The organism is Pseudoxanthomonas sp. YR558 (assembly GCF_900116385.1).
Taxonomy (GTDB): domain Bacteria; phylum Pseudomonadota; class Gammaproteobacteria; order Xanthomonadales; family Xanthomonadaceae; genus Pseudoxanthomonas_A.
Window position 1 is genome coordinate 2,286,809 of sequence record NZ_FPCI01000001.1, and the last position, 13,564, is coordinate 2,300,372.

The 13,564-nt window shown below is 68.0% G+C and carries 14 protein-coding genes; 9 read left to right on the plus strand and 5 right to left on the minus strand.

From position 1 onward, the window contains the following. The first annotated feature begins 205 nt into the window (after positions 1-205). Together BM365_RS10675 and BM365_RS10680 are read left to right on the plus strand one after the other, a co-directional pair. The gene (locus BM365_RS10675) at positions 206-1,225 is read left to right on the plus strand and encodes a TIGR00266 family protein (protein WP_093489021.1); all 1,020 of its coding nucleotides are present in this window, start codon (positions 206-208) and stop codon (positions 1,223-1,225) included. A gap of 79 nt (positions 1,226-1,304) precedes the next feature. Beyond that, positions 1,305-2,342, plus strand: coding sequence for a patatin-like phospholipase family protein (locus BM365_RS10680; protein ID WP_093489023.1), 1,038 nt, complete (start codon positions 1,305-1,307; stop codon positions 2,340-2,342). Between the two features lie 7 nt (positions 2,343-2,349). Here BM365_RS10680 and BM365_RS10685 read toward each other — a convergent pair whose 3' ends face one another. The 4 genes from BM365_RS10685 to BM365_RS10700 all read right to left on the minus strand — a co-directional run bounded on the left by BM365_RS10685 (position 2,350) and on the right by BM365_RS10700 (position 4,331). Further along, positions 2,350-2,967 (minus strand): HD domain-containing protein, encoded by a 618-nt coding sequence (locus tag BM365_RS10685; protein ID WP_093489025.1) that lies wholly within the window; start codon positions 2,965-2,967, stop codon positions 2,350-2,352. A gap of 15 nt (positions 2,968-2,982) precedes the next feature. Beyond that, a complete protein-coding gene (locus BM365_RS10690; protein WP_199186264.1) occupies positions 2,983-3,426 on the minus strand; it encodes an SPFH domain-containing protein in 444 nt (147 codons plus the stop codon). Between the two features lie 61 nt (positions 3,427-3,487). Next, the gene (locus BM365_RS10695; RefSeq protein ID WP_093489027.1) at positions 3,488-3,787 is read right to left on the minus strand and encodes a putative quinol monooxygenase; all 300 of its coding nucleotides are present in this window, start codon (positions 3,785-3,787) and stop codon (positions 3,488-3,490) included. A 61-nt stretch (positions 3,788-3,848) separates the two neighbouring features. Further along, positions 3,849-4,331 (minus strand): Lrp/AsnC family transcriptional regulator, encoded by a 483-nt coding sequence (locus tag BM365_RS10700; protein WP_093489029.1) that lies wholly within the window; start codon positions 4,329-4,331, stop codon positions 3,849-3,851. Positions 4,332-4,460: 129 nt separating this feature from the next. On the opposite strand from BM365_RS10700, the gene phhA reads away from it, so the two are divergent. The 7 genes from phhA (at position 4,461) to BM365_RS10735 (ending at position 12,157) form a co-directional block, all read left to right on the plus strand. After that, entirely contained in the window at positions 4,461-5,345 is an 885-nt protein-coding gene (phhA, locus tag BM365_RS10705; RefSeq protein ID WP_093489031.1) for a phenylalanine 4-monooxygenase, read from the plus strand. Between the two features lie 46 nt (positions 5,346-5,391). After that, positions 5,392-5,847 carry an azurin gene (azu, locus tag BM365_RS10710; protein WP_093489033.1) on the plus strand — a complete coding sequence of 152 codons (456 nt, stop codon included), beginning with the start codon at positions 5,392-5,394 and terminating at the stop codon, positions 5,845-5,847. Between the two features lie 151 nt (positions 5,848-5,998). Further along, complete coding sequence (gene acnD, locus BM365_RS10715; RefSeq protein ID WP_093489035.1) at positions 5,999-8,614, plus strand: Fe/S-dependent 2-methylisocitrate dehydratase AcnD; 2,616 nt, start codon at positions 5,999-6,001, stop codon at positions 8,612-8,614. Positions 8,615-8,657: 43 nt separating this feature from the next. Beyond that, complete coding sequence (locus BM365_RS10720) at positions 8,658-9,122, plus strand: SRPBCC family protein (protein WP_093489037.1); 465 nt, start codon at positions 8,658-8,660, stop codon at positions 9,120-9,122. 27 nt (positions 9,123-9,149) lie between these two features. Further along, positions 9,150-10,343 carry a 2-methylaconitate cis-trans isomerase PrpF gene (gene prpF / locus BM365_RS10725; RefSeq protein WP_093489039.1) on the plus strand — a complete coding sequence of 398 codons (1,194 nt, stop codon included), beginning with the start codon at positions 9,150-9,152 and terminating at the stop codon, positions 10,341-10,343. Positions 10,344-10,424: 81 nt separating this feature from the next. Continuing rightward, the gene (locus BM365_RS10730) at positions 10,425-11,531 is read left to right on the plus strand and encodes a sensor histidine kinase (protein ID WP_093489041.1); all 1,107 of its coding nucleotides are present in this window, start codon (positions 10,425-10,427) and stop codon (positions 11,529-11,531) included. After that, positions 11,528-12,157, plus strand: a complete 630-nt coding sequence (locus BM365_RS10735) for a response regulator transcription factor (RefSeq protein WP_093489043.1) — start codon at positions 11,528-11,530, stop codon at positions 12,155-12,157. The genes BM365_RS10730 and BM365_RS10735 overlap by 4 nt, the downstream gene beginning before the upstream one ends. A gap of 102 nt (positions 12,158-12,259) precedes the next feature. Here the strand turns inward: BM365_RS10735 and BM365_RS10740 are convergent, their stop codons facing one another. Beyond that, positions 12,260-13,495, minus strand: coding sequence for an MgtC/SapB family protein (locus BM365_RS10740; RefSeq protein WP_093489045.1), 1,236 nt, complete (start codon positions 13,493-13,495; stop codon positions 12,260-12,262). Positions 13,496-13,564: the final 69 nt, after the last annotated feature.

Sequence of the window (13,564 nt, forward strand, 5' to 3'; positions counted from 1 at the left end):
ATGTTGCATTACAGCAACAAGGGGGGCAATGGCTGGAAGTCCCGTTCCGACAAAGGTAATGCCCATTGCCGTCCCTGGCGGACCGATGCCGTACGCAGGACCCGTCCCCGGTACGTTCGGTCAACCGAAGTGACCCCTGGCAGATGACGGCCCGCCGGGGTCGCGGGCTAGACTCGGCGCCCTTCTCGCCCTCCGGTTTGCCGTCATGACCCAATGGTTTTTCCACACCCCCGCCGACAACCAGCGCCATGGCCCCCTGGATGAAGCCGCGGCACAGGATTTCGCCCGCCGCACCCCCAGCGCGCTGGCCTGGCGCGAAGGCATGCGCGAGTGGAAGCCCGCGCGCGAGCTGCCGGAGCTGGCCGGCGCCGCCGTACCCCCGCCCCACCTGCCGCCGCTGCCGGGTGCCGGCGGCCGCCGCGGCGCGGACGAGATCGATTTCCGCATCGTCGGCCATGAGATGCAGTTCGTCGAAGTGGAACTGGACCCCGGCGAAAGCGCGATCGCCGAAGCCGGCGCGCTGATGTTCAAGGACAGCGCGGTGCAGATGGACACCGTGTTCGGCGATGGCTCGCACAGCGGCCAGGGTGGCGGCTTTATGGACAAGCTGCTGTCGGCCGGCAAGCGCGTGCTGACCGGCGAGAGCCTGTTCACCACGATGTACACCCACACCGGCCAGGGCAAGGCCAAGGTCGCCTTCGCCGCGCCCTACCCCGGCACCGTGCTGGCGATGAAGCTGGACGAACACGGCGGCCGCCTGATCTGCCAGAAGGACAGCTTCCTGGCGGGCGCACGCGGCGTGTCGGTCGGCATCCACTTCCAGCGCAAGATCCTCACCGGCCTGTTCGGCGGCGAAGGTTTCATCATGCAGAAGCTGGAAGGCGACGGCTGGGTGTTCGTGCACGCCGGCGGTTGCGTGGTGGAGCGCGAGCTCAAGCCCGGCGAGCGCATCGACGTGGATACCGGCTGCGTAGTGGCCTACCACGCGAGCGTCAACATGGACGTGCGCCCGGTGAGCGGCATCAAGAGCATGTTCTTCGGCGGCGAAGGCGTGTTCCTCGCCACGCTGACCGGCCCCGGCAAGGTGTGGTTGCAGTCGCTGCCGTTCTCGCGCCTGGCCGGCCGCATGCTGCAGGCCGCCCCGCAGGGCGGTGGACAAGCCCGCGGCGAAGGCTCGGTGCTCGGCGGCCTGGGCCGCATCCTGGACGGCGACAACAGTTTCTGAGGACGCGACGCTGGTTGGCCTTCGTTGCGGCGGTGCGCTGTATGCTCCGCCGCTGGTCGCCCCACCCTACCCCGCCCCCATGCGCCTGATCCGCCGTTCGCGTCCTTTCCTGTTCGCCTGCTGTGCCGTCCTGCTGGCCGCATGCGGCGGCGACAACGTCAAACCCACGCCGCCGCCGGCGGTGGTGAAGCCGGCGCCCCCCGCGCCGAAGGTCAAGGTCGGCATCGCGCTCGGCGGCGGCGCGGCGAAAGGCTTCGCGCACATCGGCGTGATCAAGATGCTCGAGGCCAACGGCATCGAGCCGGTCGTCGTCTCCGGCACCAGTGCCGGCAGCGTGGTCGGCGCGCTGTACGCCAGCGGCATGGACCCGTTCCAGATGCAGACGCAGGCCTTCGCGCTGGACGAAGCGAAGATCCGCGATGTGCGGCTGTTCTCCGGCGGACTGGTGCAGGGCCAGAAGCTGCAGGACTACGTCAACGACCTGGTCGGCAAGCGCACCATCCAGCAGTTGAAGAAGCCGTTCGCCGCCGTGTCCACGCAGCTGGAGAACGGCGAGCGCACGGTGTTCGTGCGCGGCAACACCGGCCAGGCGGTGCGCGCATCGAGCAGCATCCCGGGCGTGTTCGAACCGGTGGTGATCGGCAAGGCCAGCTACGTCGACGGCGGCGTGGTGAGCCCGGTGCCGGTGGATGCCGCGCGCCAGCTGGGCGCGGATTTCGTCATCGCCGTGGACATCTCCACCAAGGCGCCCGGCACCAAGCCCGGCAGCATGCTGGGCATCGTCAACCAGTCGATCAGCATCATGGGCCAGCGCCTGGGCGAACAGGAACTGGCGCGCGCAGACATCGTCATCCGCCCGAAGGTCAACGACATCGGCCCGGCCGATTTCGAACAGAAGAACACCGCCATCCTCGAAGGCGAACGCGCCGCTTTGGCGGCGATGCCGCAGATCAAGGCCAAGCTCGCCGAACTGCAGCGCACGCGCACCGCCGCGCACGCGGCCAAGCACGCGCCGCCGAAGCCGGACCCGCGTTGCCTGGAAGAACCCTCGCGCCTGGGCAAGCTGTTCGGCCGCGACGTGAAGTGCGATGCCACCGGTCAACCGGTGAAGCAATAAGCGACGGTCAGCCGGTCACGCGACGCAGGTTGTCACGTGCCCTCGCCTCCAGCGCGTCGTGGAAATGCGGCGTGCTGTAGATCGCCGGCCTACCCAGGAACCCCTTCAGGATCTCGCGCCGCTTGCGCCGGAACAGGAAGCCCGGCACGTACGCATATTCCTTGCGGATCTGCTGCTCGTACTCGTCGAAGCGCACACGCGCCGCACCGAGGATCGACAGGTCGATATCGACCAGCAGCTGCTCGTCGCGTCCCGACGGCACCGCGGTATGCCGCGTCGCCATCACCAGATCGTGCACACGCTGCGCCGCATCGGCGGGCGCGCCCGCATCGCGCAACGCATCGCGCGCCCAGTCGGCGCTGCGCTGTTCGTTGTCATGGCCCTTGATGTCGTAGATCGCATCGTGGAACCACAACGCGAGTTCGACCTCGGCCGGGTGCGCGGCCAAAGTGCGCGCATCATCGAACAGCGCCAGGCATTCGCCCAGGTGCTGAAGCGTGTGGTAGTGGCGTTGCGGTTCCGCATACGCCGCTGTCAGCTGCGCGAACAACGCTTCGCCCTTGCCCTCGCCCGCCGCGCCGATGCCGGCCCAGGCGCGTTGCCAGGAAGAGAGCAAGGCGTCCATCGCGTCGCGTGCGCCCTACTTCTTCTTCAGCTCACCGGCTTCCAGGATCGGCAGACCGGCTTCGGTGGGAATGTAGATGCGCTCGCCGGTACCGTCCTTCAGCCCCTGGATCCACAGATAGCGCAGATAGGCTTCGTTGTCGCGCAGCGATTCGCCGATGATCCTGTTGGCCTCGGCGGTGGCGCGCGCATGCTCGACCTCGGCCTGGCCCTGCGCCTTGGCCAGCGTTACCTTGGCCTGCGCCTGCAGCAGCGACGCCTGCTCCTGCGCCTTGGCTTCCTGGATCAGGATCTGCTTCGACCACTCGGCCTCTTTCAGCCGCGCCTGGCCCGCCAGTTCGCTGCTGTAGACCTTGTACTTCGGCCACCCCCACAGCACGACGACCAGGGCAATCACTCCGAGCACGGCCAGTACCGCCAGCTCGCCGATATAGAACCTGCCTTCCTGATGCTTGCGCACGCGTCCCCCGATGCCGTGATGGATCACGGCATGGTGCCGGTCGGCGGCGGCGATGTGAAGATCAGGCGTTCCGCAGTCCCTGCCCGCCTACCGGCACCGTTTCGATGTGGCTGTCGAATCCGGCGATCATCGGCCGCGCTTTCGTGATGGCCTGCTGCACGGCCGGCAGCGAGAGCGAGGCCTTGTGGCTCGCGGCATCGGTCCAGACCTCGGTGATCCAGAGCGCGTCCGCGTCGGCGGGATCCCGCGCGATGACGTAGCTCAGGCAACCAGGCATGGCGTCGGTGCCTTCCAGCAGGATCGCGAGCAGCGCATCGCGCTGGCCCGGCGTGGCGCGCATCTTGCCGATCAGTCCGTACATGGCGGGTCCTCGTGGAGTTTGCGCGCGTTGTAGCACGCGTCGCGGACAGGGATCGTCCGCGTCAGGTCCTGGGCAACAACGGCAAGCCGCCGTCGGTCTTCACCGCGCGCAGCACGAAGCTGGAGTTCACGTCGGCCACGCCGCTGGCGTTGAGCAGGTTGTCGAGCAGGAAGCGGGAGAAGTGCTCCAGGTCCTGCACCACCACGTGCAACAGGTAGTCCATGTCGCCGGTGAGCGCGTAGCAGGCGACCACCTCGTCCCACGCCTGCACGCGGTCGCCAAACTGCTGGACGCTGGCCGGGTCGTGCCGCTCCAGCTGCACGCGCACGAAGGCCTGCAGGCCCAGGCCCACCGCCTTCGGGTCGACCCGCGCGGCATAACCGGCGATCACCCCGGTCGCCTCGAGCCGCTGGATGCGGCGCAGGCAGGCCGACGGCGACAGGTTCACCTGCGCGGCGATATCGGCGTTGGTGGCCCGGCCTTCGCGCTGCAGCAGGGCCAGCAGGCGCAGGTCGGTGCGGTCGAGGGAGGCGGCTTCGGTCATTTCGTGCGAATACTAGCGCATTCATGCAATTTCATTGCGCCACTGGTCGGTATGGGCGCAACTTCGCAAGCCTGTTGCGCGGATCTGCCGCTACGATCGTCGGATCACAGCGTTTTTCCGGGGAATCCCATGAACGAGCCGCGCCGCGTCGAGCACCAGCAGACCGACAAGGGCTACGTGCCGGTCTACACCACCGCCATCGTCGACCAGCCGGGCGAGTACCCGGCCGACGACCATGCCACCTGGGGCACCCTGTACGAACGCCAGCGCGCCCTGCTGGTGGGCCGGGCCTGCGACGAATTCCTGCAGGCGCAGGACGCCATGGGCATGGCGCCGGACCGCATTCCCCGCTTCGACGACCTAAACGAGGTGCTGCGCGCCACCACCGGCTGGACGCTAGTCGGCGTGGAAGGACTGCTGCCGGAGCTGGAGTTCTTCGACCACCTCGCGAACCGTCGCTTCCCGGTGACCTGGTGGATCCGCCGTCCGGACCAGATCGACTACATCGCCGAACCGGACCTCTTCCACGACCTGTTCGGCCACGTGCCGCTGCTGATGAACCCGGTGTTCGCCGACTACATGGAGGCATACGGCAAGGGCGGCGTGAAGGCGCACGGCATCGGCCCGGATGCGCTGCAGCACCTGACCCGCCTGTACTGGTACACGGTGGAGTTCGGCCTGATCAACACGCCCGAGGGTCTGCGCATCTACGGCGCCGGCATCGTGTCGTCGAAGGGCGAGTCGCTTTACTCGCTGGAATCGGACGCGCCCAACCGCATCGGTTTCGACCTGGAGCGGATCATGCGCACGCGCTACCGCATCGATACGTTCCAGAAGACCTACTTCGTGATCGACAGCTTCGAGCAGCTGATGAACGCCACAGCGCCGGACTTCACGCCGATCTATGCGCGACTGGATGCGCAGGACGCCGTCCCGGCCGGTGACGTGCGCGACGGCGACCGCGTGTTCCACCGCGGCACGGGCGAAGGCTGGGCGGACGGCGGGGACGTCTGACCCGCACCGTACAATCGCGGGCATCCCTCTCCGGTTCGGATGCCCCATGCTGCGACGCCTGTTCCCGCTGATCGTCCTCTGCGCACTGCTGTCCGTCTCCAGTGTCGCGTTCGCGCGCAATTGCGCGATCACGGTGGAAGCGACGGACATGATGACCTTCAACCTGAAGACCATCCGCGTGCCGGGCGACTGCGCGCAGCTGCGGGTGACGCTGAAGCATGTCGGGCGCATGCCCGCGCAGGCGATGGGGCACAACTGGGTGCTGACGGAAACGCGCCATCATCGCGACGTCGGCCTTGCCGGCGGCCGGATGAAGCTCGCCGACGATTATCTGCCCCGCAACGACACCCGCGTGATCGCGCACACGCGCGTGATCGGCGGCGGACAGACCACCGAGGTGGTGTTTCCCACCGCGCGGCTGCGCAAGGGTGGGGCGTACACGTTCTTCTGCTCGTTCCCGGGCCACTGGAACATGATGAAAGGCACGCTGCTCTTCGAATGAACGCCGTAGGTTGATGGTCTCCGTCAACGCATCGCCGGTTTCTTTCCGACGACAGGCCGTCGTCGCCCGTCGATAACGCCACCCTCCGGTAGCATAGTGGGGCGCGCCAGGCCTGCGCCCGCGCGCGCCTCTTCACAGCAGACGGCACGCCATGAATACCGATTTCCGCACCTCGCTCCCGGGCACCGCGCTCGACTATTTCGACGCGCGCGCCGCGGTCGATGCCCTGCAACCCGGCGCCTGGGCCACGCTGCCGTACACCGCGCGCGTGCATGCGGAGAACATCGCGCGCCGCGCCGATCCCGCGCGTCGCGACGACTACCTGCGCCAGTTGGTCGAACGCCGCCGCGACCTGGATTTCCCGTGGTTTCCGGTGCGCGTGGTCTGCCACGACATCCTCGGCCAGACCGCGCTGGTGGACCTGGCCGGCCTGCGCGATGCGATCGCCGACATGGGCGGCGACCCGGCGCAGGTGAACCCGGTGGTGCCCGTGCAGTTGATCGTCGACCACTCGTTGGCGGTGGAGTGCGGTGGCTACGATCCGGATGCGTTCGCGAAGAACCGCGCCATCGAGGACCGCCGCAACGAGGATCGCTTCCACTTCATCGACTGGACAAAGCTGGCATTCAAGAACGTCGACGTGATCCCGCCGGGCAACGGGATCATGCACCAGATCAATCTCGAGAAGATGTCGCCGGTCGTGTACGTCCAGGACGGCGTCGCTTTCCCGGATACCTGCGTGGGCACCGACAGCCACACGCCGCATGTCGATGCCTTGGGCGTGATCGCCATCGGCGTGGGCGGACTGGAAGCGGAGAACGTCATGCTCGGCCGCGCCTCGTGGATGCGCACGCCGGACATCGTCGGCGTCGAACTGCAGGACAGGCCCGCGCCCGGCATCACCGCGACCGACGTGGTGCTGGCACTGACCGAATTCCTGCGCAAGGAGAAGGTCGTCGGCGCCTACCTCGAATTCCGGGGCGAAGGCGCCGCGGCGCTGACCATCGGCGACCGCGCGACGATTTCCAACATGGCGCCCGAGTACGGCGCCACGGCGGCGATGTTCTTCATCGACGACAACACGCTGGACTACCTGCGCCTGACCGGCCGCAGCGACGAACAGGTCGCGCTGGTCGAGACTTATGCGAAGACCGCCGGCCTGTGGGCCGATGACCTGCAGGCCGCGCAGTACGAACGCACGCTGCACTTCGATCTGTCCACCGTCGTGCGCAACATGGCCGGCCCGTCGAATCCGCACAAGCGCCTGCCGACCAGCGCGCTGGCCGAGCGCGGCATCGCCGACGAAGGCAAGTTGCAGGCGGGCAGGGCAGAAGAGGCGCAGGGCCTGATGCCCGACGGCGCGGTGATCATCGCCGCGATCACCTCGTGCACCAACACCTCGAATCCGCGCAACGTGGTCGCGGCCGCACTGCTCGCCCGCAACGCCAACGCGAAGGGCCTGGTGCGCAAGCCGTGGGTGAAGAGCTCGCTCGCGCCCGGATCGAAGGCCGTGCAGCTGTACCTGGAGGAATCCGGCCTGCTGCCGGATCTCGAGAAACTCGGCTTCGGCATCGTCGCCTTCGCCTGTACCACCTGCAACGGCATGAGCGGCGCGCTCGACCCGGCGATCCAGCAGGAGATCATCGACCGCGACCTGTACGCCACCGCCGTGCTGTCGGGCAATCGCAACTTCGACGGCCGCATCCATCCCTACGCGAAGCAGGCTTTCCTCGCCTCACCACCGCTGGTGATCGCCTATGCGATCGCCGGCACGGTGCGCTTCGATATCGAGAAGGACGCGCTCGGCATCGACGCCGATGGCAACGCGATCACCCTGAAGGATATCTGGCCCACCGACGCGGAAATCGACGCGGTGGTGAAGGCCAGCGTGAAGCCGGCGCAGTTCCGCAAGGTCTACGAGCCGATGTTCAACGTGCGCGTCGAGCACGGCGGCCGCGTGGACCCGCTGTACGCCTGGCGTCCGCAGAGCACCTACATCCGCCGTCCGCCGTACTGGGAAGGCGCGCTGGCCGGCGAACGCACGCTGCGCGGCATGCGCCCGCTGGCGGTGCTGGGCGACAACATCACCACCGACCACCTGTCGCCGTCGAACGCGATCCTCGCCTCGAGCGCAGCGGGCGAGTACTTGGCGAAGATGGGCTTGCCGGAAGAGGACTTCAATTCCTACGCGACGCATCGCGGTGATCACCTCACCGCGCAGCGCGCGACTTTCGCCAACCCGCAGCTGGTCAACGAGATGGCGGTGGTCGATGGCGAAACGAAGAAGGGCTCGTTGGCGCGCATCGAACCGGACGGACAGGTCGTGCGCATGTGGGAAGCCATCGAAACCTACATGGACCGCAAGCAGCCGCTGGTGATCATCGCCGGCGCCGACTATGGCCAAGGCAGTTCGCGCGACTGGGCGGCGAAAGGCGTGCGCCTGGCCGGCGTGGAGGCGATCGTGGCCGAGGGCTTCGAGCGCATCCACCGCACCAACCTGATCGGCATGGGCGTGCTGCCGCTGGAGTTCAAGGCTGGCGAGACGCGCAAGACCTACGGCATCGATGGCACCGAGACCTTCGACGTGGTGGGTGTGCGCAAGCCGCGCGCCGACCTGACGCTGGTGATCCACCGCGCGAACGGCGAGACCGTGCAGGTGCTGGTGACCTGCCGGCTGGATTCGGACGAAGAGGTCTCGATCTACGAAGCGGGTGGGGTGCTGCAACGGTTCGCCCAGGATTTCCTGGATGCGTCGAAAGCGGCCTGACCCGTTCGTCGTATCGGTACACCCACCGCACAGGAGTCCGATCATGTCCGACAACGCCACCCCCGGTACCGTCCGCCTGCACCGCGTGTTGCGCGCGCCGCCGTCGCGCGTCTACCGCGCCTTCCTCGATCCGGATGCGATGGTGAAGTGGCTGCCGCCGCATGGTTTCACCGGCAAGGTCCATTCGATGGACGCGCGCGTGGGCGGCGGCTACACGATGTCGTTCACCAACTTCGGTACCGGCTCGAGCCATTCCTTCGGCGGCACCTACGTGGAACTGGTGGAGAACGAACGGCTGCGCTACACCGACCAGTTCGACAATCCCGGGCTGCCGGGCCAGATGCAGGTCACGGTGATGCTGAAGAAGAGCCTCGTCGGCACCGAGCTCCACGTCGTGCAGGAAGGCATTCCCGCCGCGATCCCGGTCGACTTCTGCTACCAGGGCTGGCAGGAATCGCTGGAGCTGCTGGCGAAGCTGGTCGAACCCGAGATTCCCGACGGCGCGTGAGCCGTCACCACAACGGAAACCCTTTCCATGTCGCACGTCCCCCAGATCCGCATTCCCGCCACCTACATGCGCGGCGGCACGTCGAAAGGCGTGTTCTTCCGCCTGCAGGACCTGCCCGAGCGGGCGCAGGTGCCGGGGCCGGCGCGCGATGCATTGCTGTGCCGCGTGATCGGTTCGCCCGATCCGTACGGCAAGCACACCGACGGCATGGGCGGGGCGACCTCGAGCACCAGCAAGGTGGTGATCATTTCGCCGAGCCAGCAGCCCGGGCATGACGTGGATTACCTGTACGGCCAGGTGCCGATCAACGAGGCCTTCATCGACTGGAGCGGCAACTGCGGCAACTTATCGTCGGCCGTCGGTCCGTTCGCCATCGCCAACGGCTTCATCGACAAGGCGCGGATTCCCGAGAACGGCACGGTGACGGTCCGCATCTGGCAGGCCAACATCCACAAGACCATCGTCGCGCATGTGCAGGTGACGGGCGGCGAAGTGCAGGAAACCGGCGACTTCGAACTGGATGGCGTGACGTTCCCCGCGTCGGAAGTGCAACTGGAATTCATCGATCCCGCCGACGAAGGCGATGGCGACGGCGGTGGCGCGATGTTTCCCACCGGCCGGTTGGTCGATGCCCTCGACGTGCCCGGCGTGGGCGTGTTCAAGGCGACGATGATCAATGCCGGGGTGCCGGTGGTGTTCGTCGAAGCCGCGGCGCTCGGCTACGACGGCACCGAACTGCAGGGTGCAATCAACGAGGACAAAGACGCGCTGGCGAAGCTCGAAGCGATCCGCGCGCACGGGGCGGTGCGCATGGGACTGGTCGTCGATGCCGCGGCCGCGGCGAAGCGACCGCTGACGCCGAAAGTCGCCTTCGTCGCGCCGCCGAAGGATTACGTCTCATCCAGCGGCAAGCCGGTCAGCACGGCCGATGTCGGCCTGCTCGCCCGCGCCATCTCGATGGGCAAGTTGCATCACGCGATGATGGGCACAGCCTCGGTCGCCATCGCCACGGCGGCGGCGGTCCCTGGCACGCTGGTCAATGCCGCGGCCGGTGGCGGCACGCGCGAGGTACTGGTGTTCGGACACCCATCCGGCACGCTGCGCGTCGGTGCGGACGTCAAGCAGGTGAACGGCACGTGGGTGGTGACGAAGGCGGTAATGAGCCGCAGCGCGCGCGTGCTGATGGAAGGCGCGGTTCGCGTGCCGGGCGACGCGTTCTGACGAAGGCAGACTGACCTGCCGGAAGTCACCACTTTCGCCTAGGCCATTGCCTCGGCGCAGCACACGCGACAGCATGGACGCATGTGGACGTCCCTGACCCGACTTCGCGAACCTATGACGCTCGCCGGCGTGTTCACGCTCGGTGCGGTGAGCCTGGGCCTGCGCTTCCTGCCGCCGGACGTGCTGCCCGCCGCCGCCGCCGCACTGGCGGGCTACGCCGCGGGATTCTTCCTGTTCGCCCTGGCGCCGGAACCGTGGCATCGGCCCAGGCTGTTCGCGTTGCTCGCGATGGCCGGGCTCGCGCTGCTGCTGGCATCGCTGACGCCGCGCCTGGGGACCGCGCAGGTGTTGCTGGTGATCTGGGTGGCGTGCGCGACGAACCTGCTGTCGCCCCGCTGGGTCATCGCCGCGGCGTTGCTGTTGAACGTGGCGTTCTATTTCCTGATGGTGCACCACGGGTTCGGCGCGCCCGGCACGATGACGCTGATCAACATCGGCTTCCAGGCGCTCGCGGGCCTGTGCGTTTTCTACGCGCGCCGCTCGGAGGAATCGCGTGATGCTTTGGCGCGGGTGAACGCGGACCTGCTGGCCACGCGCGCCCTGCTGGCCGACAGCGCGCGCGATGCCGAGCGCCTGCGGGTGGCACGCGAACTGCACGACGTCGCCGGGCACAAGCTCACCGCGATGAAGATCAACCTGCGTGCGCTGGCCAGCGATCCTGCATTGGCAGGACGCGAGGAAGTACGCATCGCGCAGCAACTCTCCACCGAACTGCTGGACGACATCCGCAGCGTCGTGCAGGCGATGCGCGATGCGCGTGGACTGGACCTGCAGACCGCGATCCGGGCGCTGGCGGCGCCGCTGCCCCGGCCGGCGCTGGATCTGCGCATCGGCGAGGGCGTGCAGATCGCCGACCCGGCGGTGGCCGAGTCGTTGCTGCGCATCGTGCAGGAATGCCTGACCAATGCCGCACGCCATGCCAATGCGGATACGCTGACGGTTTCACTCCAGAAAGAGGACGCAGGCATGCACCTGCACATCGAGGACGACGGCCGGCTCAAGGGCCGCGTGCGCGAAGGCAACGGGCTGTCGGGCATCCGCGAACGCGTCGCTGCGCTGGGCGGCGACCTGCGCTTGGGCAGCAGCGCCACCGGCGGCCTGCGCGTGGACGTGAGGCTGCCCGCATGAGCGTGCGCGTCGCCCTGGCCGATGACCAGGCGCTGGTGCGCGCCGGCCTGCGTGCCCTGTTGAAGGCGCAGCAGGTGGATGTGGTGTTCGAAGCCGACGACGGCGCCGATCTGCTCGCCAAGTTGGAAGCGCAGCCCGTCGACGTGGTGCTGAGCGATATCCGCATGCCGGGCGTGGATGGCATCGATGCGTTGATCAAGCTGCGCGAACGCGGCGACCGCACACCGGTGCTGCTGCTGACCACCTTCGACGACAGCGACCTGCTGCTGCGTGCGACCGACGCGGGCGCACAGGGCTTCCTGCTGAAGGACGCCGCGCCGGAAGACCTGCACGACGCCATTCGCCGCGTCGCCGGCGGTGAGACGTTGCTGCAGCCGGTCAGCACCGACCCGGTGCGCGCGCGCTATCGCTTCCACGACGAAGGCGCGCCGACCGATACCTTCAGCGAGCGCGAGGTCGCGATCCTGCGGCTGCTCGCCGGTGGCTACTCGAACAAGGAAATCGCGCGCACGCTGTTCCTGGCCGAAGGCACGGTGAAGAACTACGTCTCCACCATCCTCGACAAGCTCGGCACCCGCGACCGCACCCGCGCCGTGCTGAAGGCGATCACGCTGCGGATCATCTGAGGGCCCGTGCTGCTTCCTGTGGGAGCGACGTCAGTCGCGATGGATTGTCAGGGCAGAAGCATCGCGACTGACGTCGCTCCCACACCCGGCATCACGATCACCTCAGAACGTCCACACGCTCGCCGCACCCGCAGCGAGCGCGGTCAGCAGGCCGGCCGACACACGCAGGCCATATGCCGCGCCACCGCTGACCCAGGCGATCACCGACTTCGCGATCAGGCTGGCGGCGAGCAGCGCCAGCATCCACCAGCGCGCTTCCGACGCCTCCAGGCCACCGCGTGCGAACTGGTTGGCCAGCGTGGCCACGGCAGCGTGCAGTTCGGCCATCGCCGACATCGCGGCGGCGGCCATCGCCCCGCGCGGACCGATCCACGCTGCCAGCGCCGCCGCGACGAAGGTCAGTACCGCCACCAGCAGCGCGAACCCGAGCGCCTGGCCGAAGCGGAACATGCGGCTTTCCGAGGTGGGTGGCTTCACTGTTTCCTCGCGACCCGCGCGCAAGCCGAGCAGGCCGCCGGCCAGCAACACAGCACCGATCGCGCACAGCTCCGGCAGCAGGTCGCGCACCAGCGGCGGCGACACCGCCCACAGGATCGGCACGCACAACGTCAGCGAGGCGAGATTGGATAGCAGCGCGGCCGCCACCGCCGAGCGCAACAGGGCAGGGGTTTCCTTCGCCCGCTGGCCAAAACCGATCGTCGCGGCCGTCGACGACACGTAACCGGCGAAGAAACCCGCCGCCGCCAGGCCCCAGCGGTTGCCGACCACGCGCAGGACGATGTGGCCCAGCGCGCTGACCGCCATCACCAGCACAACCAGCTTCCAGATCGTCGCCAGGTTGATCGCTTCGAACGGACCGATCGGGCGGTCCGGCAGGATCGGCAGAATCACCAGCGCCGAGGCGAGCAGCAGCAGGCCATCGAAGACCTCGCGCTCGCTCAGGGTCTCGCGGGTCAGTTCATGCAGCGGCTGCTTGGCGTACAGCAGCACGGCCACCACCACGGCCAGGCCGGTCGCCAGCCCGGGCTGGCGCATCGCCAGGGCACCGAGCAGGAAGGTCAGCACCAGCGTCACCTCGCTGGTCAGGCCCGGGTCCTCCTCGTGGGTGGCCCGGTAGGCCATCGCCGCCAGCACGCCGGTGATGGCCAGCGCCACCATCACCACGGGCAGCCCCAGCCAGGCGGCGACCGCGGCAGCCAGGGCCACCAGCGCATGGGTCCGCAGGCCGGCGATCCGGTGGCCGCGGCCGGGGCTGCGTTCGCGCACCAGGCCGATCAGCAGGCCCAGGCCCAGCGCCGAGGACAGGGCCAGCCAGGTCTGCGAGGTCGCTTCGTCCATCCCGTCTTTCCTTGTTCAGTGCCGCCAGTATCGTGAATGGTCTTGCATTGGTCTCGTCAACCCGGACAA